Annotated in this window: 21 protein-coding genes; 8 read left to right on the forward strand and 13 right to left on the reverse strand. The window is 73.6% G+C overall.

The window, feature by feature from the left end:
• Positions 1-220 precede the first annotated feature (220 nt).
• The 5 genes from ACYVD5_RS09700 to map form a co-directional block, all read right to left on the reverse strand.
• Positions 221-1,156, reverse strand: coding sequence for a S66 peptidase family protein (locus ACYVD5_RS09700; protein ID WP_461000614.1), 936 nt, complete (start codon positions 1,154-1,156; stop codon positions 221-223).
• A complete protein-coding gene (locus ACYVD5_RS09705) occupies positions 1,153-3,198 on the reverse strand; it encodes a prolyl oligopeptidase family serine peptidase (RefSeq protein WP_461000615.1) in 2,046 nt (681 codons plus the stop codon). The genes ACYVD5_RS09700 and ACYVD5_RS09705 overlap by 4 nt, the downstream gene beginning before the upstream one ends.
• A 97-nt stretch (positions 3,199-3,295) precedes the next feature.
• Positions 3,296-4,783 (reverse strand): M20/M25/M40 family metallo-hydrolase, encoded by a 1,488-nt coding sequence (locus tag ACYVD5_RS09710; protein WP_461000616.1) that lies wholly within the window; start codon positions 4,781-4,783, stop codon positions 3,296-3,298.
• 65 nt (positions 4,784-4,848) lie between these two features.
• Positions 4,849-5,682, reverse strand: a complete 834-nt coding sequence (locus tag ACYVD5_RS09715) for a M55 family metallopeptidase (protein ID WP_461000617.1) — start codon at positions 5,680-5,682, stop codon at positions 4,849-4,851.
• Positions 5,683-5,732: 50 nt separating this feature from the next.
• Positions 5,733-6,584, reverse strand: a complete 852-nt coding sequence (gene map / locus ACYVD5_RS09720) for a type I methionyl aminopeptidase (protein WP_461000618.1) — start codon at positions 6,582-6,584, stop codon at positions 5,733-5,735.
• A 114-nt stretch (positions 6,585-6,698) separates the two neighbouring features.
• On the opposite strand from map, the gene ACYVD5_RS09725 reads away from it, so the two are divergent.
• Positions 6,699-6,896, forward strand: coding sequence for a hypothetical protein (locus tag ACYVD5_RS09725; protein ID WP_461000619.1), 198 nt, complete (start codon positions 6,699-6,701; stop codon positions 6,894-6,896).
• 108 nt (positions 6,897-7,004) lie between these two features.
• Here the strand turns inward: ACYVD5_RS09725 and ACYVD5_RS09730 are convergent, their stop codons facing one another.
• Positions 7,005-7,604 carry a hypothetical protein gene (locus ACYVD5_RS09730; protein WP_461000620.1) on the reverse strand — a complete coding sequence of 200 codons (600 nt, stop codon included), beginning with the start codon at positions 7,602-7,604 and terminating at the stop codon, positions 7,005-7,007.
• A gap of 177 nt (positions 7,605-7,781) precedes the next feature.
• Here ACYVD5_RS09730 and ACYVD5_RS09735 point away from each other — a divergent pair, with 177 nt between their 5' ends.
• Positions 7,782-9,134 carry a cytochrome P450 gene (locus tag ACYVD5_RS09735; protein WP_461000621.1) on the forward strand — a complete coding sequence of 451 codons (1,353 nt, stop codon included), beginning with the start codon at positions 7,782-7,784 and terminating at the stop codon, positions 9,132-9,134.
• Positions 9,135-9,224: 90 nt separating this feature from the next.
• Here ACYVD5_RS09735 and ACYVD5_RS09740 read toward each other — a convergent pair whose 3' ends face one another.
• From ACYVD5_RS09740 to ACYVD5_RS09760, 5 genes are read right to left on the reverse strand one after another with little or no spacing between them, the layout of a single operon-like run.
• A complete protein-coding gene (locus ACYVD5_RS09740; RefSeq protein WP_461000622.1) occupies positions 9,225-10,310 on the reverse strand; it encodes an ABC transporter ATP-binding protein in 1,086 nt (361 codons plus the stop codon).
• Positions 10,307-11,578, reverse strand: a complete 1,272-nt coding sequence (locus ACYVD5_RS09745) for an ABC transporter ATP-binding protein (protein WP_461000623.1) — start codon at positions 11,576-11,578, stop codon at positions 10,307-10,309. The genes ACYVD5_RS09740 and ACYVD5_RS09745 overlap by 4 nt, the downstream gene beginning before the upstream one ends.
• Positions 11,575-12,465 carry an ABC transporter permease gene (locus ACYVD5_RS09750; protein ID WP_461000624.1) on the reverse strand — a complete coding sequence of 297 codons (891 nt, stop codon included), beginning with the start codon at positions 12,463-12,465 and terminating at the stop codon, positions 11,575-11,577. Before ACYVD5_RS09750 ends, ACYVD5_RS09745 begins: the two co-directional genes overlap by 4 nt.
• A complete protein-coding gene (locus tag ACYVD5_RS09755; RefSeq protein WP_461000625.1) occupies positions 12,462-13,475 on the reverse strand; it encodes an ABC transporter permease in 1,014 nt (337 codons plus the stop codon). Before ACYVD5_RS09755 ends, ACYVD5_RS09750 begins: the two co-directional genes overlap by 4 nt.
• Positions 13,476-13,478: 3 nt before the next feature.
• A complete protein-coding gene (locus ACYVD5_RS09760) occupies positions 13,479-15,401 on the reverse strand; it encodes an ABC transporter substrate-binding protein (protein WP_461000626.1) in 1,923 nt (640 codons plus the stop codon).
• A gap of 308 nt (positions 15,402-15,709) precedes the next feature.
• On the opposite strand from ACYVD5_RS09760, the gene ACYVD5_RS09765 reads away from it, so the two are divergent.
• From ACYVD5_RS09765 to ACYVD5_RS09780, 4 genes are all read left to right on the forward strand, one after another.
• Complete coding sequence (locus tag ACYVD5_RS09765; protein ID WP_461000627.1) at positions 15,710-16,426, forward strand: metal-dependent hydrolase; 717 nt, start codon at positions 15,710-15,712, stop codon at positions 16,424-16,426.
• A 79-nt stretch (positions 16,427-16,505) separates the two neighbouring features.
• Positions 16,506-17,168 (forward strand): O-methyltransferase, encoded by a 663-nt coding sequence (locus ACYVD5_RS09770; protein WP_461000628.1) that lies wholly within the window; start codon positions 16,506-16,508, stop codon positions 17,166-17,168.
• Positions 17,169-17,342: 174 nt separating this feature from the next.
• Positions 17,343-18,494, forward strand: a complete 1,152-nt coding sequence (locus tag ACYVD5_RS09775) for an exonuclease SbcCD subunit D (protein WP_461000629.1) — start codon at positions 17,343-17,345, stop codon at positions 18,492-18,494.
• Positions 18,494-21,538 (forward strand): AAA family ATPase, encoded by a 3,045-nt coding sequence (locus tag ACYVD5_RS09780; protein ID WP_461000630.1) that lies wholly within the window; start codon positions 18,494-18,496, stop codon positions 21,536-21,538. The genes ACYVD5_RS09775 and ACYVD5_RS09780 overlap by 1 nt, the downstream gene beginning before the upstream one ends.
• Positions 21,539-21,703: 165 nt before the next feature.
• Here ACYVD5_RS09780 and ACYVD5_RS09785 read toward each other — a convergent pair whose 3' ends face one another.
• Positions 21,704-22,570, reverse strand: a complete 867-nt coding sequence (locus ACYVD5_RS09785; protein WP_461000631.1) for an aldo/keto reductase — start codon at positions 22,568-22,570, stop codon at positions 21,704-21,706.
• A 219-nt stretch (positions 22,571-22,789) separates the two neighbouring features.
• Here ACYVD5_RS09785 and ACYVD5_RS09790 point away from each other — a divergent pair, with 219 nt between their 5' ends.
• Positions 22,790-23,473, forward strand: a complete 684-nt coding sequence (locus tag ACYVD5_RS09790) for an AAA family ATPase (RefSeq protein WP_461000632.1) — start codon at positions 22,790-22,792, stop codon at positions 23,471-23,473.
• 7 nt (positions 23,474-23,480) lie between these two features.
• Positions 23,481-23,897, forward strand: coding sequence for a hypothetical protein (locus ACYVD5_RS09795; RefSeq protein WP_461000633.1), 417 nt, complete (start codon positions 23,481-23,483; stop codon positions 23,895-23,897).
• A 75-nt stretch (positions 23,898-23,972) separates the two neighbouring features.
• Here the strand turns inward: ACYVD5_RS09795 and ACYVD5_RS09800 are convergent, their stop codons facing one another.
• Entirely contained in the window at positions 23,973-24,881 is a 909-nt protein-coding gene (locus ACYVD5_RS09800) for a TIGR03621 family F420-dependent LLM class oxidoreductase (RefSeq protein WP_461000634.1), read from the reverse strand.
• Positions 24,882-25,001: the final 120 nt, after the last annotated feature.

Raw genomic sequence — 25,001 nt, forward strand, 5'->3', positions numbered from 1 at the left:
CTCGGTGGCTCGGCAGCTCGTGCTGCGCCTGCCTCGCCTCCAGTATGGGCGCATCCGGGTTAGCGGGCGTCGTGCTCCGGGTTGGAATCGGGTTGGACGAAGGCAAGAACGCGCTGCGCCCGCCTCCGCCGAAAGCCGCCCCCTCGCAGGCGACCATCGGCGGAGGCGGGCGCAGCGGCCCGGTCTTCGGGCCGGCCCTCCGGGCGCGGCCCCCGCGCGCCTACCGCAGCGCCGGTCCGTCCAGAGTGAGCGTGCGGGCGTCGGCGTCGAGGGTGGCGGCGGCGCCCAGCGGCACGGTGATCTGGGCGGGGCGGTGGCCGAACCCGAACTCGCCCACCACCGGGACGCCCAGCGGGGCCAGGCGCTCCAGCATCAGCGTGCGCACCGCGGCGGCGTCTGGCGTACACCGTTCCCAGGAGCCCAGCAGCACCCCGGCGACACCCCGCATCCAGCCGCTGCGCAGCAGCTGGGTGAGCATCCGGTCCAGCCGCGACACGTCCTCGGCCACATCCTCCAGCAGCAGCAGGCCGCCGCTCGCCGAGGGGCGGCTGTGCGGGGCGGCCAGGCTGTCGTTGAGCACGCTGAGATTGCCGCCCATGGTCACCCCGCGTGCGACGCCGGCGACGAGGGTTTCGGCGCCCGGCGCGGTGAGCACGGTGGCGTCCTCCGGCGTGAAAAGGGCCGTGCGCAGGTGCCCTGCCGCCACCGGGTCCTCGGTGAAGGACTCCAAGGCCACCACCGGAGCGTGCAGGGTGGCGGCACCCAACTCCACTGCGAAAGCCTCGTGCAGCGCGGTGGCGTCGGAGAATCCCACCAGTGCCTTGGGCGGCGCCTCCCGCAGCGCCGCAAAGTCCAGGTGGTCCAGGACGCGGTGTGCGCCGTCGCCGCCGCGCGCGCAGAACACCGCGGCCGTTGCCGGATCCAGCCAGGCGCGCTGCAGGTCGGCCGCCCGCTCGGCATCGGTGCCGGCCAGGTAGGGCAGCCGGGGATGGCGGCCGCGCACGTGCGCGCCCTCGGCCGTGCGCAGCCCCCATCCGCGCAGCACGGCCAGCCCGGCGTCCAGGACCTCGCCGGCCACGGGGCTGCACGGGGCCACGACCGACACCGCGTCGCCGGGCCGCAGCCGCGGCGCGCGCACGCCTGCCGCGGCACTCACGTGTGCAGCTCCAACCGCGGTGCATCGGTGTCGAAACCGAACACCTGGGCGTACAGCGACAGTTCGGCGTGCAGCGCCGCGCGGATGTTCGCCTCGCGGCGGAACCCGTGCTGCTCGCCCTCGAAGGCCAGGTAGGCGTGCGGCACGCCGTGCACGCGGTCGAGGAACCGCTCGGCCTGGGCGGGCGGGCAGATCTCGTCCTCCAAGCCCTGCAGCAGCACGAACGGTGCGCTGACGCCGGCGGCGCGGTTGACCGGCGAGCGGTCGGCGTAGCGCGGGGCGGCACCCGGCCAGGGCCCGACCAGGCTCTCCAGGTACTGCGACTCGAAGTCGTGGGTTTCGCCGGTGCGCCACCCTGCGAGGTCGACGATGGGGAAACTGATGGCCGCGCAGGCGAACACGTCGGTGAACGCCAGCGCCGCCGCAGCGGTCCAGCCGCCCGCGCTACCGCCGCGGATGGCGATACGGCCCGGGTCGGCGAGCCCTTCGGCGGCCAAGGCGTGTGCGGCGGCCACGCAGTCCTCGACGTCGACCACGCCCCAGCTTTCGCGCAGCCGCTGCCGGTAGGCGCGGCCGAAGCCGGTGGAGCCGCCGTAGTTGATCTCCACGACCCCGATTCCGCGGCTGGTGAAGTAGGCGATCTCCAAGTCGTGGACCATCGGTGCGCGGCTCGTGGGGCCGCCGTGCACCCACACCGCGTACGGCGGCGCTTCGTCCGCCGGAGGCTCTGCCTCGGGGTTGCGCGGCGGGTAGAGGTTGGCGTGCACGTCGCGCCCGCCGGGGCCGGTGAACACCCGCGCCCGCGGCCGGGGCAGGTAAGCGGGATCGGCTCCGGCGGCGCGGTCGGCGGCCGTGCCGGCCGGCGCCCCCGCGGCCGCGTGGCGGCGGGCGGGGTTGCTCAGCGAACGCCAGGAACCGCTGGGGCCCACGGCCACGATCTCCGGCGCGGTGTCGGCCGAGGCGGCCAGGCCGACCAGGGTGGCGCCGTCCGCGCCGGCGGCGATCAGCCGGCCGGACCACTCGGTGTGGGGGGTGTCGGCGTCGGCGATGGTGCCGGTGGCGGGGTCGAGCAGGCCCAGCGCTGTGGTGGCGCGGCCGTGCACGGCGGCAACGCGGCCGCCGGCGGGCAGCACCGCAAGCCAGGTGTAGCCCAGCTGCCACATGGGGCCGCCGAACTCCTCCTCGGCCGCGGCGACGGGCTGCGGTTCGCTCCAGCCGCCGCCGGCGGTGGCGGTGATGCGGTAGGGGTTCCACCAGCCGCTGGAGTCGGCGATGCAGTAGAGGGTGTCGGAGCCGGACCATTCGGCCTGGACCACCGAGACGCCGGGGCCGCCGGCGACGGTGTGCCGCTCACCCGCAACCCGTCCGTCCGGTCCCAGCTCGGCCGTGTGCAGCACCGTGCTGTCCCAGGGCATGTCGGGGTGGTCCCAGCCGATCCAGCTGAGCCGGCGGCCGTCGGGCGAGATCCGCGGGCAGGCCAGGAAGCGGTGGCCGGCGGCGACCTCGCGCACGGCGCCGGGATCGGCGGCGGCGCTGCCGTCGAGGGGCACCGCGACGATCGCCCGTTCCACGTCGGTGGGTTCGGGGCCGGTGTGCCGCTCGCGCACACACCAGATCTCGCGGCCCTCGGGCGCCAGCAGCGGTTCGACGTAGCGCAGCGCGGCGGGCCGGTCCGGGGCGGGAGTCAGCGGGGCGGGCCTGCCGCCGCCGGTGTCCCACAGGTAGAGGCGCTGGTCGCTGAACTCGGCGAAGACGACCGCGATGCCGGATGCCGAGGCCGCCAGCGTGTACGGGCGGCCGCCGTACTCGTGGACGCGGCTGCGCGCGTTCCACGGGGCCGGCAGCAGCTCCTGCGGGCGGGCGGCGGGGTCGTCCAGCCGCGTGCGGCACAGGGTGACGCGGCCGCCTTCAGCGGGCCGCGGTTCGCTCCACCAGACCTCCTCGCCCAGAGCGGCGGGCCAGTTGGGCGCACCGGGATGGCGCGCGGCGTCGTCGGCGCCGATCGGTGATGGCCAGGATCCGCAGGTGGCTCCGTGTGGCAAGGCCGACCGCCCTTCGTTGTCGGTTGGGTGGTGCAGAGGTGTTCGCAGGGTGCGGGCGCAGTGGCGGGCGCGGCGCGGCCGTGCGGCGTGCGGGTGGTCAGCCGGGGCCGCGCAGGAAGCGGTCCAGCACCCGCACGCCGAACTGCAGCCCCTCGACCGGCACGCGCTCGTCGGCGCCGTGGAAAAGGGCTCCGTGGTCCAGGCCGGGCGGCAGGCGCAGCGGCGAGAACCCGTAGCCGGTGATACCCAGTTCGGCGAACTGCTTGGCGTCGGTGCCGCCGCTCAGGCACACCGGCACCACGCGGGCGCCGGGGTCGAAGGCCAGCAGCGCCTCGGCCATCGCGGCGAAGACCGGGGTGTCGACGGGCGCCTGCAGCGGTCGCGAGCGGTGCTGGAACTCCCAGTCGACGCGGTCGCCGGTGAGCCGGTCCAGGGTGGCGGCGAAGTCCGATTCGGCGCCCGGCAGGACGCGGCCGTCGACCCCTGCGGCGGCCTGCGCCGGGATCACGTTCACCTTGTAGCCGGCTTCCAACATGGTGGGTGCGGTGCTGCAGCGCACGGCCGGGCGGACCAGTTCGGCGGCGGCGCCGAGGCGCTCCAGCAGGGCGTCGGTGTCGCGCTCGGGGTCGAAATCCGGGTCGGCGGTGCCCGGGCCCGCGCCCAGCGCGGCGGCGAGGCCGTCCAGGGAGGCGCGGGTGACCGGGGTCAGCCGCACCGGCCAGCGGTGGGCGCCGATGCGGGCCACCGCCGCGGCCAGCGCGCTGACGGCGTTGTCGCGGTTGGTCTTGGCGCCGTGCCCGGCGGTGCCGGCCGCGTGCAGCCGCAACCAGGCGCTGCCGCGCTCGCCCGCGCCTACCGGGTAGATGCGCACGGGTGTGCCGTCGGCGGCGGTGGCGTGCTCGGTGTGGCCGCCGGACTCGCCGATCGCCTCGGTGCAGCCGTCGAACAGGTGGGCGTGTTCGCGCGCCAGCCACTCGGCACCGTAGGCGGCACTGTCCTCCTCGTCGGCGGTGAACGCCAGCACGAGGTCGCGGCGCGGACGCAGCCCGTTGCGTGCCCAGTGCCGCACCAGCGCCAGCACCATCGCGACGGTGCCTTTCATGTCGACTGCGCCGCGGCCCCAGACCAGGCCGTCGCGGACCTCGCCGCTGAACGGCGGCACGCTCCACTGGGCAGGGTCGGCGGGTACGGCGTCGAGGTGGCCGTGGACCAGCAGGCCCGGCGCGGCGGGGTCGGTGCCTGGCACCCGGGCGACGACGTTGGCGCGGCCCGGCGCCGATTCCAGCAGGTCCGGCTGCAGCCCGGCCTCGGCCAGGAGCTCGGCGGCGTACTCGGCGGCGGGCCGCTCGCACCCGTCGCCGCCGCCGCGGTTGGTGGTGTCGATGCGGATCAGCTCGGCGGTGAACCGCACGGCCTCCTCATCGAGCCGGTCCAACCCGGCGGACGGCTCGTGCACATCGCTCAGCTCAGGCGGGCCGGGCGGGCCGGACCCGTCGAGTCCGGCGGCGGGTCCGCCGGGGCCTGCCGCGCTGCGGGCGTCCGCCGCGGCCTGCGGTTGGGTGCGGGCGCGCTGTTCCTCGTGCATGCCTTCCCATCCGTACCGGCCGACGCCGGCGTCGGCGCTTCGGGTCGCGACCGCCCCGGTCCTGCTCAGCCGTAGTCGGATTCGACCGCGTTGGAGATGAGCGTGGTGACGGCCTTGAAGCAGCGGATCATCTCAAAGGCCGTGGGCGAGGTGTAGCGGACACGCCGGTGATCGACGGATTCGACCCCGGGCACCAGGGCGGCGGCGCCGGCCAGGTGGGCGGAGTCGACCTCGACCTCGACGGTCAGCGGGCCGCTGCGCTCGGGCTCGGTGCGCCCGGCCTCGGCCGCCGCGGTCTCGGCGGCCTCGGCGATGTCGGTGGCCGTGGCGCCGGGCGGGCGGCACAAGGCCGCATAGCGCGACACGTACTGCTTGACGGCGACGGTGTGGGCGTCGGGCGCGTAGGCGGCGGCGTCGATGCAGGCGCGGTCGTCGCCGGTGACCAGCAACACGGGGGCGCCGTACTCGGCGGCGACCCGGGAGTTCAGCCGCCCCTCGTCGGCGGGTTCGCCGTCGAGCCACACGCCCGTGATGGAGTTGGGCAGGTAGGTGTGGGCGAGCACGCCTTCGGCGCCGGCCCCGCTGTGGTAGCCGAGGAAGGCGACACCGTCGATGTCGCCGCGCTGCAGCCCTTCGACCATCGACAGGTCCTTGTGCCGGCCGGTGATCATGGCGGCGCGCTCGTCCAGGCGTTCCAGCAGCAGATTGCGCATGGTGGCATGCGCCTCGTTGACCAGGACTTCGGTGGCGCCGCCGGTGAAGAACCCGGATATGGCGGCGTTGACGTCGGAGGTGAACATGGCCCGGCACCGCTGCCACTGCTCGGTGCCCGGGGTGACGTCGGCGGGCCAGGTGACGCCGGTGGCGCCCTCCATGTCGGCCGAGACCAGAATCCGCACCGCGTCCGCTCCCCTCGCGTGGCTGCTGCTGCGTGCCGTGCCGGCCCGTCCTAGGGCAGGGTGAGGATCTCGGCGCCTTGGTCGGTGATGACCAGGCTGTGCTCGAACTGGGCGGTGCGCTTGCGGTCGGCGGTGACCGCGGTCCACCCGTCGTCCCAGACGTCGTAGTCGATCGTGCCCAAGGTGATCATAGGCTCGATGGTGAAGGTCATCCCCGGCTGCATGACGTCGGTGGCGCGCGGGTCGTCGTAGTGGGGCACCACCAGGCCGGAGTGGAACTCCGGGCCGACGCCGTGCCCGGTGAAGTCGCGGACCACGCCGTAGCCGAAGCGTTTGGCGTAGGACTCGATCACCCGGCCGATGACACTGAGCTGGCGCCCCGGCCGGCAGGCCTTGATGGCGCGCATGGTGGCCTCGTGGGTGCGTTCGACCAGCAGCCGCGAGTCTTCGTCGACGTTGCCGGCCAGGAAGGTGGCGTTGGTGTCGCCGTGCACGCCGCCGATGTAGGCGGTGATGTCGATGTTGACGATGTCGCCGTCGGCGACGACGGTGTCGTCGGGGATGCCGTGGCAGATGACCTCGTTGAGCGAGGAGCACAGCGACTTGGGGTAGCCCTTGTAGCCCAGGGTGCTGGGGTAGGCGCCGTGGTCGCAGAGGAACTCGTGGCCGATGCGGTCGAGTTCGTCGGTGGTCACGCCCGGTACCACGTGCTCGCCGACCTCGCGCAGGGCCTGGGCGGCGATGCGCCCGGCCACGCGCATGGCCTCGATGGTCTCGGGGGTCTGCACATCACCGAGCACGCCTTCGGCCGGGCGCTTCTTGCCGACGTACTCGGGGCGCACGATGGCCGAGGGGACCGAACGGGGCGGCGATATACGCCCGGGAACCAGCGGGGTAGTCATGTCTGCGCATTCTAGTTCGTAGGCGACACCCGCCGATCCGAGTCGAGATGCCGACACGCGGGTAAGAGCCGGAAAGCAGGCAAGCAAAGCCGGACGAATCAGCAGGAGCCGACCATGAGCGACCGGGACCACACCACCCCGGACGATGACCGGCAGTGGTGGTATTGCCTCCGACACAGCAGGCCCGAGCAGGGGCCCGGGTGCCCGGGCAAGTACCGGCTCGGCCCCTACCCCGACGAAGCCACCGCCGCCGCTGCGCTGAACATCGCCTCCGAACGCAACGAGGCCTGGGACGAGCAGGACCGCGACTGAGCGTGTCTGCCTCTGCCGCCCGCTGCGGCGGGCGGCAGAGGCAGGCGCGGCCGGTGGCGACCGCGGTACTTGAGCGCGCCTCCGGCGCCTGCCCGGCGCCGGCCGGTGTCAGTCCGGCATCCGCGGGCCGCTGACCACGTCGAGGAACCGCGACAACCGCTCGCGCAGGCCCGGCTTGCGGTCGGGCCCGGGCCGGCCGGCGGCGGTGCTGACCAGGTGCTGCAGCCCCTCGAACGTGAGCGGTGCGCGGTCGGGGCGCAGCGTGATCGACTCGTGCGCCAGCGAGGCCAGCTCGCGGTCGCCGGTGTCGAGGGAGAGGATGGTCGCGCCGGTGCGGCGGGCGCCGTCGAGGCGCTCCAGCAGCGGGACGGGCGCCTGTTCCTCGGAGTTCACAACGAACAGGGTCTCACCGCGCCGCGCCTCGGCGAGGCGGTCCAGACCGATGCGCAGGTGGGGCGGAGCGTTGGGCGGCGGTTCCCACCGCACCAGGCTGGGCGCGAGCTGGGGCAGGTCGCTGTAGCGGGCCTCATCGTCGAGATGGGCGGCCAGGTGCCAGGGTTCGTCCTCGGGGGTGCCGATGAGCATCAGCCCGCCGGGGTCGCGGGTGCGGCGGAGAGCTTGGGCGAAGTCCTCGGTGCGCTCCAGCCAGGGGGTCTCGGCCAGGAGTTCGCGCAGGAGCGCTACGTGTTGGGCGTCCACGGCACCCATGGTGCCTCATCGCGCGGCGGTACGCGGCGGTTTCGCCGATCCTCCGCTCCCGGCCCGGGCTCCCGTGCGGGCGCGCCGCGGTTTTCCGCCGCCGCCCCGGGGTAGCGGCGCCCGGCACACGGCACAGGTTCCGGGGCGCAGCACCGGCCCCCGGCTGCGTGCGGCGAAGGGAGGACCATGGCCCCCAGACCCGACCGTGCGGTGTGGGACCGCACCCCGGCCCTGCTGCGCGACCCCTACCGGTTCATCTCGCGCGGCTGCCGGCGCCGCGGAACCGATGCCTTCGCCACCCGGCTGCTGCTGGAGCGGGCCGTGTGTGTCACCGGGCCCGAAGCGGCCGCCGCCTTCCAGAACCCCGGCCACTTCACCCGCCACCGGGCCGTACCCGCGCGGATCACGAAATCCCTCTTCGGGGCGGGCGGGGTGCAAGGACTCGACGGTGCCGGCCACCGCCACCGCAAGCACCTGTTCGTGTCGCTCATGTCGCCCGAACGCGTATCCGAACTGGCGGAGCTGGCCGCGGGCGAGTTCGATCGCAGCGCCCGGCACTGGCAAGGGCGCGGCCGCGTCGTGCTCTACGACGAGTTCCGCGCCATGCTGACCCGGGCCGTGTGCGCCTGGGCCGGGGTGCCGCTGGTCGCCGCCGACGCCCGCCGCCGCACCGCCCAGCTCACCGCCCTGTACGACTGCGCCGCCCGCGTGGGGCCGCGGCACTGGAAGTCCCGGCTGGAGCGGCGCGCTGCCGACCGGTGGGCCGCCGACATCGTCGGCCGCATCCGCGCCGGCAGGATCCGACCGCCCGAGGACACCGCCGCCTACGCCGTTGCCTGGCACCGCGAGCCCGACGGCGGGCTGCTGGACCGGCGCGCGGCGGGCGTGGAGCTGCTCAACGTCCTGCGGCCGGTCGTGGCGGTGTCGGTCTACCTCGCCTTCGCCGTCCATGCGCTGCACCGCCACCCCTACTGCGCCGGCGGGATCGCCGCCGACGGGGGCGGCTCGGCCAGCGGCGGCGGCTGCGGCGGCGGCACGGGCGCCGATGGCACGGATGGCGCGGACGAGGGCGAGGAGGGCCGCGGGGACCGTTCCGCGGACCCCGCCGCCCCGGCCGCGCCGTGGGCGGAGCTCTTCGCCCAGGAGGTGCGCCGCTACTACCCGATGTTCCCGGCCGTGGCCGCTCGCGCCCGCCACGACCTCGTGCTGCGCGGCCAGCACATCAGCCGCGGGCGCCGCGTGCTGCTGGACCTGTACGGCATCAACCACGATCCGCGCCTGTGGGAGGAGCCCTGGGAGTTCCGCCCCGAACGCTTCCGCGAGTGGCGGTGGAACCTCTACAACTTCGTCCCCCAAGGCGCCGGCGACCCCAACACCAGCCACCGCTGCCCCGGCGAACCGATCGCGGTGGCGGTCATCGCCGCCATTGCGCGCCGCCTGGTGGACCTGCGCTACGAGGTTCCCGAACAGGACATGACCCCCGACATGCGGCGTCTGCCGGCACTCCCCCGCAGCGGCTGCATCATCCGCGTCGCCTGAACCGCGGCCGGGCCCTGCCCGCCGCCGCCCGGGCCCCGGCAGTGCGCCCGTTATGTCGGGTTCCCGTTGACGATGATGCAGAAATGCCTGTCAGCTGTGAAATCTGGGCATTTCTGCAGGGTCGGCGCGCCGCCCGCCCTCGCCCAAGCGTTGCGGCGGCTGGGCGCCGGCCCAGTGGCAGGCCGCCCGGTTGGAGGTGGAACCGGCGAGCACGCCGGGGTCCTCGGTGCGGCAGCGGTGTGCCACGCCGGCGGTTTCGGCCTGCCCGGATGCCAGCACCGGGCAGCGGACGTGGAACCGGCATCCGCCGGGAATGCGTGTGGGGTCGGGCGGCTCGCCCGCCAGGATCTGGGGTTCGCCGGCGTCGGACTCGGGCAGCACCGACAGCAGGGCACGGGTGTAGGGGTGGCGCGGCGCCGACAGCACCTCTTCGACCGTTCCGGTCTCGACCACCCGGCCCAGGTACATCACCGCGGCACGGTCGGCGATGTTCCAGGCCAGGCCGAGGTCGTGGGTGACCACCAGCGCCGAAAGCCCGTAGTCGTCGCGCAGCCGCAGCAGCAGCTGCAGGATCTCCCCGCGTACGGAGGCGTCCAGCGAGGCCACCGGCTCGTCGGCGATGATGGCCTCGGGCCGGAGGATCAGGGCGCCGGCGATGGCCACGCGCTGGCGCTGCCCGCCGGAAAGCTCGTGCGGGTAACTCAGGAAGAACCGTTCGGGCGGGCGCAGGCCTGCGCGGGAGAGCGCCTCGGCGACGTGCTTCTCCTCGTCGGCGGTGCTGCCGGTGTGGATGCGCCGGCCTTCGACGACCGCGTCGTAGACGGTGTGCCGGGGGTTCAGCGCGCCGGTGGGGTCCTGCAGCACCAGTTGCACGCGTTCGCGGAACGCTTTCAGCTCCCGCGGGCGGTAGCCGAGCGGCCGGCCGTGGAACGCCACCTGCCCGGCCGTGGGCCGCACCAGGCCCATCAGCGCCCGCGCGAGCGTGGACTTGCCGCAGCCGGACTCCCCCACCAGCGCCACGATCTCGCCCGGGCCCACTTCCAGGTCGACGCCGTCGACGGCGCGTGCGGTGCTGCGGCCGGTGCGCCCGGTGAAGGCGACCTCCAGCCCCGAGGCGCTGAGCACCGGCGCCGCCGCTTCGGCACCTGGGGCGGCGGCGGGCACGGGCGCGGTCATCGGCTCTCCTCGGGTTGCGGCGGCGCGGCGGCGGGGTCGGGGCCCTGTGCGCGGCCGTCCCGGTGCCGCCGGTCGGACGGCTCCTGCCGCTCCTGCTGGTCCTGCTGGTCCTGCTGGTCGTCGTCCGGTGCCGGCGGCACGCCGGCCGCGTGTGCGGCGGCGGGCGAGAGCACCCGCACGCAGGCGGCGCTGCGCCGGGGACCGGCCGGCCACAGCTCCGGCACGACCTCGGCGCAGCGGTCCTGGACCTGCGGGCAGCGCGGCCGGAAGGCGCAGCCCGCCGGCAGCGCCGCAGGGTCGGGCGGGTCGCCGGGCAGCCCGCGCGGCGCCCGCCGCGAGACGGGGTCGCCCACGCGGGGGAAGGCCGCGCTGAGTGCGGCGCCGTAGGGGTGGCGGGCTCCGGTGAAGACCTCGGCGGCGGGGCCCTCCTCGACGACGCGGCCGGCGTACATGACCGCGAGCCGGTCGCAGGTGTCGGCCAGCACCGACAGGTCGTGGCTGATCATCAGCATGCTGATGTCGAGTCCGGTGACCAGTTCGTCGATGAGCCGCAGGATCTGCGCCTGGATCATCACGTCCAGCGCGGTGGTGGGCTCGTCGGCGACGATCAGCCGCGGGCGGCACGCCAGCGCCATCGCGATCATGGTCCGCTGGCGCTGCCCGCCGGAGAGTTCGTGCGGGTAGGAGCGCGCCCGCCACGCGGGCAGCCCGACCTCTTCCAGCAGTTCGCCGACCCGGGTGCGGGCCTCGGCCGGGGTGGCGCCGCTGTGGATCCGGACGGGTTCGGCCACCTGGTCGCCGACACGGTGCACGGGGTTGAGCGAGTGCATCGCCCCCTGGAAGACGATGGACGCCCCGGCCCAGCGCACGGCGCGCAGCCGGCCCCACCGCATGGCGAGCACGTCCTCGCCGTCCAGCAGGACCTGGCCGCTGATGCGCGCCGATCGGGGCAGCAGCCGCAGCAGTGCCAGCGCCGCGGTGGACTTGCCGCACCCGGACTCCCCTGCCACGCCGAGTTTGCTGCCGGGCGCGAGGGCGAAGGAGACGCCGCGCACCGCGGGGACATCACCGCCGGCGGTGCGGTAGGTGACGGCCAGGTCGTTGACCTGCAAATAGTCGCCGCTTTCGCCACCCGCGCCACCTGCGCCCGCTGCGCCGCCCGGGCCGCCGCCGCGGCCGGCGGGCGGCGCCGGTTCGGGCCGGTGCTGCTCCGGGTTGCCCGGTCGGGGGCCGTCCGGCCCGCGCTGGTTGGACTCCGACTCGTTCATCGCCGCTCCCGCAGCCGGGGATTGAGGACGCCTTCCAGGGCGCGGCCGCACATGGTGAAGGACAGCGCCACCACGGCGATGGCCACACCCGGCGGGACCATGTACCACCAGATGCCCGAGCTGATGGCGCCGGCGGTGCGCGCCTCCTGGATGATCCCGCCCCAGGAGATGGTGCCGGGGTCGCCCAGCCCGAGGAATGCCAGGGTCGCCTCCATGAGGATGGCCTCGGCGACCAGCAGTGTGGTCTGGGCGAGCACGACCGGCAGGACGTTGGGCAGCACGTGGCGCAGCATCACGTGGACGTGCCCGCCGCCCAGCGCCCGCGCCCGCTCGATGAAGGGCCGCGCCTCGACCGCGAGGGTCTGGGCGCGCACGACGCGCGCGGTGGTGGGCCAGGCGGTGACTCCGATGGCGATGATGATGGTCAGCGTGCTGCGGGTCATCACGGCCGCCAGTGCCACCGCCATCACCAGCGCCGGCAGCACCGCGAACCAGTCGGTGACACGCATCAGCACGTTGCCGGCCCACCCGCCGTAGTGCCCGGCGACCACCCCGACCAGGGTGCCTACCGCCACCGACACGAACGCGGCCAGAAAGCCCACGGTCAGCGAGATCCGCGCGCCCCACACCACCAGGTCCAGCACCGACCGGCCGAACGCGTCGGTGCCCAGCGGGTGGCCGGGGCCGGGCGGCTCGAACCGGCCGTTCTCGGCGCCGGTGAGGGTCAGAGCGGCCTCGTCGGTGAACAGCGGGGCCGCCACGGCGGTCAGCGCGATCAGCACCAGCACGGCCAGCCCGGCCATGCCGCCGCGGTTGCCGGCGAAGGCGCGGGCGTAACCCGCCAGCGCCCGGCGGCGGCGGGTCCACACCAGCGCGGCGCGGCTCATGTGCGCACCCGCGGGTCCAGCAGCGGATATACCAGGTCGGCCAGCAGGTTCATCACGATCACCGAGCCCGCGAAGACGACGAACAGTGCCTGCACGATGGGCAGGTCGGGCACCTGCAGCCCGGAGTAGAACAGCGAGCCCAGGCCCGGCCAGGCGAACACGGTCTCGATGAGGATCACCCCCGACACGACGCGGCCCAGGTTCAGGAAGATGAGCGTGACCGTGGGCAGCAGCGCGTTGGGCACGGCGTGGCGGCGCAGCACCAGCACGTCGCGCAGCCCTTTGGCGCGGGCGGTGGTCAGGTAGTCCGATCCCATCTCGTCCAGCAGCGACGAGCGCATGATCATCATGTACTGGGCATAGACCACGGCGACCATGGTGGCCACGGGCAGCACCATGTGGTGGGCCACGTCGAGCACGGTGTTGAACGCGCCCTCGACTCCCGGGGTGGCCATGCCGCTGGTGGGGAACAGCCCCGCACCCGAGGCCAGCAGCACGATGAGCAGCAGGCCCAGCCAGAAGGAGGGCACCGACCACAGGGTCAGCGCGACCCCGGTGTCGACCCGGTCCATCAGCGTGCCGCGGCGCCAGCCCGCGCGGGTGCCCAGCACCAGGCCCAGGGCCGCGGCGATGACGGTGCCGGTGCCCGCCAGCAGCAGGGTCGGGCCGAGCCGGTCCGCGATCAGTTCCACGACCGGCACGCGGTACTCGTAGGACATCCCGAAGTCCAGGGTGAGCATGCCCAGGCAGTAGTCGAGGAACTGCTGCGGCAGCGGCTGGTCCAGGCCGAACTCGCGGCGCATGGCCTCCAGTTGCTCGACGGAGACCTGCCGGCCCTGGGTCAGTGCCGACACCGGGTCGCCGGGCAGCACCCGGAACAGGAAGAAGCTGGTGACCATGACCGCGAACAGCGACACCAGCGCCGTGAGGACGCGCCCACCGAGGTAGCGCACCGCCGGGTGCAGCCCCGGGCGCGCGGGGCCGGCAGCGGTGCTCTCGAGCGTTTCCACGGCTTACTCGCGGTCCTCTGCGGTGGCCGCGCGGCGGCGCAGCAGGTAGACGCCCCCGCCGATCGCCACCAGCACGAGCGCGCCGAGCCCGACCAGTACCCCGGTGGGCACGGCCGCCGAGGTGTCGGGGTCGGCGGCCGGAACCGCCGAGCTGAACGACCAGTGGCCGTCCTGGCCCCAGATGTTGCCGCCGGGGTCGGGCTGGACCTGGATGTCGGAGATCTGGTCGGACCGGTACGCCTCAAGGGTGTCGGAGTAGGTCAGCACGTTGACGACGGCCTCCTCGTAGAGGATCCGCTGCATCTCCCCGACGGTCTCGGCGCGGGCCTGCGGGTCGTCGTAGGTGGCCAACTGCTTCTCGTATAGGCGGTCGTAGTCCTTGTTGCAGAAGTAGGAGTCGCTGCGCATGGTGCCGGGTTCGGTCGGCAGCGCGCCGCAGGTGTGGATGCCGAGCACGTAGTCGGGGTCGGGGTTGACCGTCCACCCCGTGAAGATGAGGTCGTACTCGCCGCTGTGCAGCGCGTCGCTGAGCACGCCGGGGTCGACGGTGCGGTTCTCGACCTCGATGCCGATGTCGGCGAGCCGCTCCACCAGCAGTTTGCCCATGGCGACGTAGTCGGGCCGGTCGTTGTGTACGTGCATGCGCAGCTTCAGCGGGTCGCCGTCGGGTGAGACGCGCACGCCGTCGTCGCCCATTTCGTAGCCGGCGTCGTCGAGCATGTCGTTGGCCGCGCCGGGGTCGAAGCTCAGCCGCTCGTCGCCTTCGGGCTGCCAGTGGTAGGTGTCGTAGCGGGCGGGGATGTAGCCGCCGGCGGGTTCGGCGTAGCCGCCGTAGACCGTCTCGACGATCTCGTTCTTGTCGATCGCCCGCACGATCGCCCGGCGCAGCACCCGGTCCTTGAGCGCGGGGTGGCCGTCGCCGAACTCGTCGCCGTCCTGGGTGCGGGCACCGGGATTGATGGTGAAGCCCTGGAACCGCTTGCCGCTGGCGGTGTTGACGGTGACGTTGTCCGTGTTCTTCAACGCGTCGGCCTGGGCGGGGGTCAGGTTGCTGACCAGGGAGACCTCGCCGGCCCGCAGCGCCTCGACCTGGGCGTCGCGTTCGGGCATGTAGCGGAACACGATCCGGTCGAACCCGGGCGGGCCGCGCCAGTAGTCCTCGTTGGCTTCGAGGGTGATCGACCGGTTGGGCTGGTACCCGGTGATGGTGAAAGGGCCGCTGCCGACGATCGGGAAGTCCTCGTCGTTGTTGAACGCGGCGAAGTCCTCGACTTCCGACCAGATGTGTTTGGGCAGGATGGGGACGTCCAGCGCCCGCATGGTGGCCTGCGGGTGTTCCAGCTCGATGCGCAGCGTGTTCCGGTCGACGGCGGTGGCGCTCTCGAAGTTGGCGACGAAGTTGCCGTTGGCGGTGGCGGCGCCCTCGTCCTCCATCATCGTGGTGAAGGTCCAGGCGGCGTCCTCGGCGGTCACCGGTTCGCCGTCGCTCCAGGTGGCGTTCTCGCGGATGGTGAAGGTCCAGGTGCGGCCGCCGTCGGAGGCCTCGGGGAGTTCGGCCAGCCCGGGGATGGCCTCGTTGGTCTCGGCGTCGTAGTTGGTGAGGTAGTCGTAGGCGAGCCGGTGGATGCTGGTGCTGATGAGCCGCTGGGCCAGGAAGGGGCTGAGCGAGTCGACCGGCTGGGACACCGCCACGGTGAGGGTGTCGCCGCCGTTGCCGGAGCCGGCTGCGGCGGCAGGGGCGGCGGTCAGCGCGGGGGCGGCGGCCAGCACCGCCGCGGTGGTGGCGGCGGCGGTGGTGCGCAGGACCTTCGGGGGCTGCGCGCGTTCGGGGTGCCGCTTGTTCGGCCGCGCCTGCCCGGTGTCCGGGGGGTTCGTCTTCTTCGGCGCACCGGCGGGCGGCCGGGCAGGATCCTGCTGTCGGGCCATACTGGTCAACCCCTCAAGTTGCACGGTGCGGGAGAGGACGGACGATCAGGGACCATGACGCATAGAACAGTTGGTTGTTTACCAGTATGTACAGAATTGCGTCAACGATTTACACCGCGGGTGTCACGCACGGTTCACGATTCTCTGCTTTCCTTGGTCCCGCGGCCGGAGGGCACCCAGGAGGGCACCGGCTGAGCGGTGCCCGCCCGGGCCGGCGGTTCCCGGTGCCTGCCGTGTTCCCGCGTTAGAGTCGCGCCGAAACCCGGGCGGATTCGCTTGGAATACCGGCAACCGCTACGGTTCCGCCCATGATGGGGCACTCGCACGCGTTGAGCGGCATATGCGGTTGGATGGCGGTCGTTCCGTTCCTGGACGGGCGGGACTTTTTCGGCATCGTCCAATTCGACCTCGGCCCCGGAGAGATCGTCGCGGGCTCCCTGGTCTGCGCGGGTGCCGCGCTCATCCCCGACCTCGACGCCAAAAGCTCGACCATCACCAACACCTACGGGATGTTCACCCGCGGGCTGAGCGTGATGTTCAACCAACTGTTCGGCGGGCACCGCAACGGCACCCACTCGCTGCTGTTCGCGCTGCTGATGGGCGTGATGACGCAGGCGCTGGCGCTGTGGTCGGAACTGGCGGTGCAGATCTTCGTGTTCCTGCTGCTGGGCATCGCCTTCAACGGGCTCGGGTTCGGCAGCGACAAGAGCCGCCTGGTGTCGGAGGTGATCAACGCCATGGGCACCGCCGCGGTCACACTCGCCCTGTTCACCTCAGGGGTCAACTACACCTGGATCGGCGTGGCGGTGGTGTTCGGTTGCCTGCTGCACTTCATCGGCGACATGGCCACCGAACTGGGCGTGCCGCTGCTGTGGCCGGTCACCAAGTACCGCGTCGGGCAGAACATCGGCTTCACCACCGACAGCAAGGTCGAGCGCAACGTCGTCGTGCCCGCGATGACGATCGCGATCGTGCTGCTGGCGCTCTACCTGTTCCCGTGGCCGGAAATGCTGCCGCAGGCCTGAGGCGCGGCGCAGCGCGGTGGCGGGCGCGCCGGACACCGCCGCCGCGACAGCCGTATCGGCCCCAACTAAAGTGGCGCAGGTGACTCGCACCACGGAATCCCTAACGCCGGAACTCTACGACTACCTGGTCGCCCACGGCGCCCCCGTCGACCCGGTGCTGGCCGACCTCGCCGAGGAGACCGCCCGGCTCTACCCCGACCTGACGCCGATGCAGATCGGGCCGGAGCAGGGCACGTTCATGACACTGCTCGCGCGGATCAGCGGCGCCCGCGACGCCGTCGAAGTCGGCACGTTCACCGGCTACTCCGCCATCTGCACGGCCCGCGGCCTGCCCGGCGACGGCACGCTGCTGGCCCTGGACATCAGCGAAGAGTGGACCGCACTCGCGCGGCGGTACTGGGAGCGCGCCGGACTCGCGCACAAGATGGACCTGCGCATCGGCCCGGCCCTGGAATCGCTGCGCGCGCTGCCCGGCGGCACCCGCTTCGATCTCGCCTTCATCGACGCCGACAAGGACGGCTACATCGGCTACTGGGAGGAACTGGTGCCGCGGATGCGCCCCGGCGGGGTGCTGCTGGTCGACAACACGCTCTCCCACGGACGCGTCATCGACCCCGCCGAGACCTCCGCGCCGGTGCAGGGCATCCGCGACTTCAACGACCACGCGCTGGCCGACGACCGCGTCGAACTCGTGCTGCTGCCGGTGGGCGACGGGCTCACCATGGCCCGCAAACGCGACTGACCCCGGCGGGTTTTCCGGGCCCGGCCTGCCGCCGGCCCCGGCGGCGCTGCGCCGCTGCGGGCGGCGGCAGGCCGGCGGACCGCCGCGCTGCACGCCCGCAGGTGCCCCCGGATATCCACAGGTGCGCACCGAGCCGCTGCGGGGACGGACCATCCTCCAGTACTCTGCCGGAACATGCGCCTCTTGCACACCTCCGACTGGCATCTGGGACGCTCCTTCCACCGCGAGAACCTGATCGACGCCCAGGCGGTGTTCATCGACCACCTCATCGACACCATCCGCGCCGAACGGATCGATGTCGTCGCGGTCGCCGGCGACCTCTACGACCGCGCCCTTCCCCCGGTCGAGGCCGTGCGGCTGTTCGGCGAAGCCCTGCGCCGCATCCGCGACACCGGCGCGCGGGCCGTCCTTATCAGCGGCAACCACGACTCCATGGCCCGCCTCGGCTACGCCACCGACCTCATCGACGCCTCCGGCATCCACCTGCGCTCGTCGCTTGAAACCGTCGGATCGCCGGTGCTGCTCGACGATTCCCACGGCCCGGTCGCCTTCTACGGCATCCCCTACCTCGAACCCGAGATCGCCCGTCCGCACTGGGGGCTGCAGCGGCGCGGCCACACCGCGGTGCTGGGCCACGCGATGGACCTCGTGCGCGCCGACCTCGCCCAACGCCCCGCCGGCACCCGCTCGGTGGTGCTCTCCCACGCCTTCGTCAGCGGCGGCGAACCCTCCGACAGCGAACGCGACATCTCCGTGGGCGGTGCCGCCAACGTGCCGGCCTCCGTCTTCGCGGGCACCGACTACACCGCGCTGGGCCACCTGCACGGCCGCCAGACCATGGCCGAAACCGTGCGCTACTCCGGCTCGCCGCTGGCCTACTCCTTCTCTGAGGAACACCAGGTCAAAGGCTGCTGGATTCTCGACCTCGGCCCCTCGGGCATCGCGGCGGCGGAATTCGCCCCGGCGCCGGTGCCGCGGCCGGTCGCCCGCATCAGCGGCCGCATCGACGACCTGCTCAGCGGCGAACACTGGGAGCGCTACACCGGCCACTGGCTGCAGGTCACCCTGACCGACCCGCTGCGGCCCGCGTTCCCCATGGACCGGCTGCGCGAACGGTTCCCGCACACCCTCGTCCTCGACTTCGCGCCCGAGGACCGCCCCGCCGCCGACCACCGCACCTGGGCGCAGCGCACCGCCGACCGCTCCGATCCCGACCTCGTCCTCGACTTCGTCGACTGGGCGCGCGGCGCACCCGCCACCGGCGAGGAACGCGACCTGGTCGCCGGCGCGTTCGAGGACATCCGCCTCGGGGAGGCCGCCCGCTGATGCGCCTGCACACCCTTACCGCCCAAGCCTTCGGCCCCTTCGCCGCCAGCCAGACCGTCGACTTCGACCGGTTGGGCGACGGCGGCCTCTTCCTCATCCACGGCCCCACCGGCGCCGGCAAGACCTCGGTGCTCGACGCCGTCTGCTTCGCGCTGTACGGCAGGGTGGCCGGGGCGCGCGAGGCCGCGCGCTCGCCGCGCAGCAACCACGCCGCCCCCGGCGTCGCCCCCGAGGTCACCCTCGAACTCACCGTGCGCGGGCGCCGCCTGCACTTCACCCGCCGGCCCGCCTGGCAGCGGCCCAAGAAACGCGGCAGCGGAACGACCGAGGAAAAGGCCAAGGTCGTCGTCACCGAACTCGTCGAGGGCTCGTGGCGCGGGCTGACCAACCGGCCCGACGAAGCCGGGCAGATCGTCGACGACCTGCTGGGGCTGTCCCTGGCCCAGTTCTGCCAGATCGTGCTGCTGCCGCAGGGCGATTTCGCCCGTTTTTTGCGCGCAGACGCCAAGGAACGGCGCGCCGGCCTGGAGCGCATCTTCGCCACCGGGGTGTTCACCCGCGTCGAGGACTGGTTGGCCGACCGCGCACGCAACCTGGGCCAGGCCGCCGGGCGCGCCGAGTCCGAGGTCGGCCGCACCGCCGACCTCATCGCCGAGGTCGGCCGGTGCCCCCGCCCCGATACCGACCTTGACGAGCTGGCGCCGTGGGCCGCCGAACTCGCATCGGTCGCCGCCGGCACGGCCGACGGCGCGGCGCACGCGGCCGCCGCGGCGATACGCGAACGCGACACGGCGCGCAGCGCGCTCGAGGACGCCCGCGAGCTGGAACGGCGCCTGCAGCGCCGCGCCGATGCGCTGCGCCGCGAGAGCGAACTCGCCGATGAGGCGCCGCGCCGCGCGGCTCTGCAGGCCGAACTCGACTCCGCCGAACGCGCGGCCGGCGTCATCCCGCTGCTGCGCACCGCCGAGCACCGGCGCACCCAATTGGAGAAAGCCGAACTTGCGGCGGCCGAGCGGTTGGGGCTGGTGCGCGAGCTGGTACCCGGGCCCGGCGGCGCAACAGGGCCGGCCGGTGCGGGCACCAGCGGCGCAGGGACCGCGGCCGGTACCGCCGACGCCGGCGGTACCGGCGAGCGCGGTCCGCTGTCGGCCGCCGAACGCGCGCGCCGTGACGAAATCGCCCGCCTGGAGCACCTCCGCGGCGACTCCGATCACCTGCAGACCGTGCGGGCGGACATTGCCCGCATCGACACCGAGACCACCGAAACCGAACATGCCCTCGCAGCGGCCCGCAGCGACACCGCCGACCTGCCCGACCAGCGTGTCCGGGTCGCCGCCGAGCTCGAACAGGCCCGCGCCCGCACCGGCCCCCGCGAGAACGCCGAGGCCGCCGCCGAACTCGCCCGCACCCGGCTGGAACACGCGCAGGCCGTGCGCCGGTACACCGGCGAACTCGAAGCCGCACAAGAGCGCCTGCGCGCCCGGACCGACACCCACCAGGCGGCCCGCGACCGGCTGCTCGACATCCGCCGGTCCCGTATCGACGGCATGGCCGCCGAGCTGGCCGAGCGGTTGGCCGCGGGCGAACCGTGCCCGGTGTGCGGGGCACCCGAACACCCCTCCCCCGCAATCGGCGCCGCCGACCGCCCTTCGGCCGACGACGAAGAGCGGGCCGCCAAGGCCGCCGAGGCCGCCGGCGACGACCGCGGCGCCGCTGAGAACACGGTCGCGTCGCTGCAGGAGCGCCTGGCCGCTGCACGCGAAACCAGCGGCGGGCTGGGCGAATCCGAAGCCGCCGACCTGCTCGCCCAGCGGCGCGCCGAACTCCAACGCCTCGACACCGCGGCGGCCGAGGCCGAGCACCTCGGCGGCCGGTTGGCGCGCATCGACGCGGCGCTGGAGCAGGCGCGCACCGACGAGGCCGAGCTGAACCGGCGCCTCGCCGAACTCGCCGAGCGCCGCGCCGCCCGCACCGCCGAATCCGACCGGCTGGAACACCGGCTCGCCGAGGCCGCCGGCTCCGACCCGGATCTGGCCGCGCGCATCGGCCGGCTGGGCGACGAGGCCGACCTGCTCAAGGCGGCTGTGCAGGCGCTCGACGACCGTTCCGCCGCGGCCGGCGAGCTCCGCAGCGCCGAACACGAGGCGCGCAGCGCGGTGGCCGAGGCCGGGTTCACCGGCGCGCACCACGCGCGCGCCGCCGAACGCGGCGACGACGAGCGCCGCGGGCTGCGCGAACGCATCCGCGCCCACGACGACGAAGCCGCGGCGGTGCGCGCGGTGCTGGACGATCCCGAACTCGCCGCGGTGGGTGCCGGCCCCGCTCCGGACATCGCCGGGCTTGCCGCGGCGGCGGATTCGGCCGCTGGGGCGGCCGAGCATGCGGTGCGGTGGCGCGACCTGTTCGCGGGCCAGGCCCGGCGGCTGGCCGAGCTCCGGGCCGAACTCGACCGCCGGCTCGCCGATTCCCGGCCGGCGCGGCACCGGCACAGTGTCGCCGACGGCCTGGCGCGGCTGGCGGCGGGCACCTCCGCCGACAACCGCGAGAACGTCCGGCTTTCGGCGTATGTGCTGGCCGCGCGCCTGGAACAGGTGGTGGCCGCGGCCAACGACAGGCTGGCGACCATGGCGGGCTCGCGCTACGAACTCCGCCACACCGTCGACAAGGCCGCCGGCGACCGCTCGCGTTCCGGCGGCGGGCTCGGGCTGCGCGTGCTGGATGCGTGGACCGGCCAGGAACGCGACCCCGCCACCCTGTCCGGCGGCGAAACCTTCGTGGTTTCACTGGCCCTGGCCCTGGGCCTGGGCGACATCGCCGCCCAGGAGGCCGGGGGCGGCGACATCAACACCCTCTTCATCGACGAAGGCTTCGGCACCCTGGACGAAGACACCCTTGAGGAGGTTCTGGAGGTCCTCGACTCCCTGCGCAACGGCGGGCGCGCCGTGGGAGTGGTCAGCCACGTGTCCGATCTCCGCACCCGCATCACCACCCGCCTGCAGGTCATCAAGACCCCCACGGGCTCCCGCCTGCAGCAGACGGGGTGATGGCGGCCGGGGTGCCGGTTCGCGCGGGCCGGAACCGGCGACCGGGTGCGCGGGTGTCCGTGTGTCCGTGAACGTTCGGCGAAGTTCAGCGCAGCACCCGGCAATAACTACACGAAAGCCACCCCCGGCGCCCGGCCCGCCCGGCACCTCGCCCCGACAGGCGTTTCAGACGATCTCCAGCGGTTCGGCCCGGTCGGGCGGGGGAAACGCCGCGTCCAGGGCCGCCAGTTCCTCCGCGGTCAGGCGGATGTCCAGCGCCGCCGCGTTCTGGTGGACGTGGTCGGGGTCGGCGGCCTTGGGGATGGCGACGACGTCGCCGTCGCGCACGGTCCAGGCCAGGGCCACCTGCGCGGGCAGGATGCCGCGCTCCTTCGCGATGCCGCCCACGGTCGGATCGTCCAGAATCGTGCTGCGCAGACCGCCGGCCTGGGCCAGCGGCGCGTATGCCATCACGGGAAGCCCCGGTGCGGTGTCGCGGCACCACGGGAGCAGGTCGTACTCGATGCCGCGCGCGCCCAGGTGGTACATGACCTGGTTCGTGACACAGGCGCGGCCCGAGGGCACGTGCCAGAGGCGCTCCATCGCCCGGGTGTCGAAGTTGGACACACCCCAATGGCGGATCTTGCCCTCGTCGCGCAGCTCCCGCAGCACCGCCGCGGTCTCCGACAGCGGCACCGGGCCCTGCCAATGCAGCAGGTACACGTCGATGATGTCGGTGCCCAGCCGGGTGAGGCTCCTCTCACAGGCGGCTTTGGCGCCGCGCCGGCCGGCGTTGCTCGGGTAGACCTTGGAGACGAGGACGACCTCCTCGCGGCGACCGGCGACCGCTGCACCGACCACTTGTTCGGCGCCGCCTTCGCCATACATCTCAGCGGTATCGATGAGGGTCATTCCCGCGTCGATGCCGGCGCGCAGCGCACGCACCTCTGCGGCGCGCCGGTCCTGGCGTTCACCCATGCCCCAGGTGCCCTGCCCGATCGCCGGTACCCGAATCGAAGGGCCCAGCGCGATACCGCCTCGGCCACGTTCCATGTCCCGTACTCCCTGCACTCGGTTCCGCCGGCCGCCCAGGGGCGGTCGCAACGGTCTTTGGGAATCCTTGTCCCGTTCGGCCGCGGCCGCGCGCCAGCGGCGGCTCAGCACCGGCGGATCGCCGCTCCCGCCGCCGCGGCGGGCCGTCCGGGCGCCGTAAGCTGACGCTCAAAATCGATATTTAACGATTGCTTATCGGAAAGGCGCATAACGAGCGACATGTTCCCTTCGACGGCCCCCGCCCCCGGTCCCGGGCTGCTTCCTGGGCACAATCCGCGGGTACTGCGGTACCCGGCCAATTCGCTGCTGCTGGTGGGCGGTGTTCCCGGCGCAGGTAAAAGCACGCTGATCAACCGCTTGTTCGCGCTCGACGGCACCGAGCCGCACACGGTGCAAAGACCCGGCGGTGTCCGGGTGATCGACTCCCAGCAGTCGCGCAACCGCCTGACCCGGCGACTGCGCGCTTTCCCCTACCCCGCTTGGCGCTGGGTGATGCATTGCCTGCATTACCTGCGCATCTTCAGTGCGCTGCGTGCCGGCGACGGCCCGGTGGTGGTCCACGAGAGCGCGACCCGCCAGCCGGTGCGCCGGCTGCTGGGCTGGTACTGCCGCCGCCGCGGCTACGAGGTCCATCTGCTGCTGATCGACGTCGGCCCCGAAGCGGCGCTGCGCGGCCAGATCGAACGGGGACGCCGGATCGCACCCCGCAGCCACCGCCGGCACATGCAGCGCTGGCCGCGGTTGCTGGTCGACTGCGCAGCGGGGGCGGGCGCCGTGGTGCCGGGAGCACGCTCCCTGGTGCTGATGGAACGGGCCGAGGTGGCCGGCCTGGCCGAGATCCGGTTCACAACCGGCTCCGCAGGCCCGGCGGGCGGCGGGGCCGCACCGGCGGCGGTGCCATAATGAGCGGGTGAACTCGCTGGTCAACATCGCAGTGTTCGGGATCGCGGGCGCCGTCATGCTGGCGGCCCTGATCGGGCTCCTCCTCGCCGCCGCCGGGCGTTCCGCAGTGCTGCCCAAGGGCGTGCTCGGCGCCGCCTGCACAGCGGTGCTGCTGGCGGTCCCGGCACTGGCAGCGGTCCGGACCCTGGGCGGCGACCCGGCCGCGGGGGCGGGCCAGGCTTTCCTGGTCGCCTCGGCGGCAACGCTCGTGGTCTATGCCGCAGGCGCCGCCATGCTGCCGCTCGTGGCCAGGCGAGCGGCAGCCGGCCGCGGAGCCGCGGTGCCGAACGGGCTGCTGACACCCGCCGCTGCGGGCGGCGGCCTGCTGGTCTGCGCGGCCCTGGGCGCCGCGGGCACCGGAATCGCGCTACTGCTGGGCGGCTGAGTCCGAGCGCCCGGGTTCCCGGGCGCATGGGTTCCCGGGCGCCCAGGCAAAGCCGCCGCCCGAGCGCGCGCCCCGCTAGACCGCTTCGCCGGCGGCCTCGCGCACCACCGGGATCACCTCGCCCAGCGGATCGCGCGAGGGCCCGTGCGTGGTGATGTAGGAAAACCCGAACTCCTCGCGGTTGGCGATCAGTTCGGCGGCGATTTCGGTGGCGGTGCCGACCAGCATGTAGGGGCTCTGCAGCACCTGCTGCGCGGTGTCCAGCCCGCTCCCCGAATAGGTCGCGGCCAGTTCGGCTGCGCTCTTCTCGGCGTCGTCGGTGAGCACCACCGCCTGCACGAGCAGGTTGAACTCCAGCGCGTCGGCGCGCGAGCCCGCCTGTTGGCGCACGAAGTCGACCCGGCGCCGGGTCTCGTCGGCGTCGGCGACGCGGAAGGTCCCCATTCGGGCGCCCTTGATCTGGGTGAGGCCGGCGAACCCGACGATGTCGGCGTGGCGCGCCGCCAGATCGAGCCCGCGTTCGCCGTGCGCGCCGATCAGCAGCGGCGGACGAGGGACTTGGTGCGGCAGCGGCTGCTGGCCGTCCTCGGCGAAGAGCCGGTCGAGTTCGCCGATGCTCTGTTCCAGCCGGTCGGTGCGCTCGGGATGGGAGCGCCACGGGAGCCCGGCGGACTCGAACTCGGACTTCATGTGCCCGGCGCCCAGCCCGAGTTCCAGCCGCCCGGCGGACAGCCGGTCGACGGTGGCGGCCTCGCGCGCCAGCAGGGCCGGGTTCCAGAATTCGTTGTTGAGTACGAGCGTGCCCAGCCGGAGCCGCGAGGTCACCGCGGCCGCTGCGGCCAGCAGGGCGAAGGGCGAGGCGGCCCCCAGGTGGTCGGGCACCTGGATCGAGTCGTAGCCCGATTCCTCGGCGTCGCGGCACACCTGCGCCCAGCGATCGATCTCCCCTTGGCGGCTGCTGAAGCCGAACCGGAATTTCCTCATGGACCCGAGCCAATCTGAATCGGCCCCGCGGCGCCACCCCGCAGCGCAAGCCGGCGCCGGGTTCCGCTGATGGCGGATCCCTCTGGACGCGGGCCCGCCGGGTCTCTAACGCCGGTCGGC

The sequence above is a fragment of the Streptomonospora sediminis genome, assembly GCF_054778995.1.

What these genes read in the sequence shown, in the direction of transcription:
- ACYVD5_RS09785 (WP_461000631.1), bottom strand. Translation starts at nt 22,570, where the DNA reads ATGGAACGTGGCCGAGGCGGTATCGCGCTGGGCCCTTCGATTCGGGTA.
- ACYVD5_RS09765 (WP_461000627.1), top strand. Translation starts at nt 15,710, where the DNA reads ATGATGGGGCACTCGCACGCGTTGAGCGGCATATGCGGTTGGATGGCG.
- ACYVD5_RS09775 (WP_461000629.1), top strand. Translation starts at nt 17,343, where the DNA reads ATGCGCCTCTTGCACACCTCCGACTGGCATCTGGGACGCTCCTTCCAC.
- ACYVD5_RS09760 (WP_461000626.1), bottom strand. Translation starts at nt 15,401, where the DNA reads ATGGCCCGACAGCAGGATCCTGCCCGGCCGCCCGCCGGTGCGCCGAAG.
- ACYVD5_RS09750 (WP_461000624.1), bottom strand. Translation starts at nt 12,465, where the DNA reads ATGAGCCGCGCCGCGCTGGTGTGGACCCGCCGCCGCCGGGCGCTGGCG.
- ACYVD5_RS09745 (WP_461000623.1), bottom strand. Translation starts at nt 11,578, where the DNA reads ATGAACGAGTCGGAGTCCAACCAGCGCGGGCCGGACGGCCCCCGACCG.
- ACYVD5_RS09735 (WP_461000621.1), top strand. Translation starts at nt 7,782, where the DNA reads ATGGCCCCCAGACCCGACCGTGCGGTGTGGGACCGCACCCCGGCCCTG.
- ACYVD5_RS09725 (WP_461000619.1), top strand. Translation starts at nt 6,699, where the DNA reads ATGAGCGACCGGGACCACACCACCCCGGACGATGACCGGCAGTGGTGG.
- ACYVD5_RS09730 (WP_461000620.1), bottom strand. Translation starts at nt 7,604, where the DNA reads ATGGGTGCCGTGGACGCCCAACACGTAGCGCTCCTGCGCGAACTCCTG.
- ACYVD5_RS09710 (WP_461000616.1), bottom strand. Translation starts at nt 4,783, where the DNA reads ATGCACGAGGAACAGCGCGCCCGCACCCAACCGCAGGCCGCGGCGGAC.
- ACYVD5_RS09790 (WP_461000632.1), top strand. Translation starts at nt 22,790, where the DNA reads ATGTTCCCTTCGACGGCCCCCGCCCCCGGTCCCGGGCTGCTTCCTGGG.
- ACYVD5_RS09740 (WP_461000622.1), bottom strand. Translation starts at nt 10,310, where the DNA reads ATGACCGCGCCCGTGCCCGCCGCCGCCCCAGGTGCCGAAGCGGCGGCG.
- ACYVD5_RS09780 (WP_461000630.1), top strand. Translation starts at nt 18,494, where the DNA reads ATGCGCCTGCACACCCTTACCGCCCAAGCCTTCGGCCCCTTCGCCGCC.
- ACYVD5_RS09800 (WP_461000634.1), bottom strand. Translation starts at nt 24,881, where the DNA reads ATGAGGAAATTCCGGTTCGGCTTCAGCAGCCGCCAAGGGGAGATCGAT.
- map (WP_461000618.1), bottom strand. Translation starts at nt 6,584, where the DNA reads ATGACTACCCCGCTGGTTCCCGGGCGTATATCGCCGCCCCGTTCGGTC.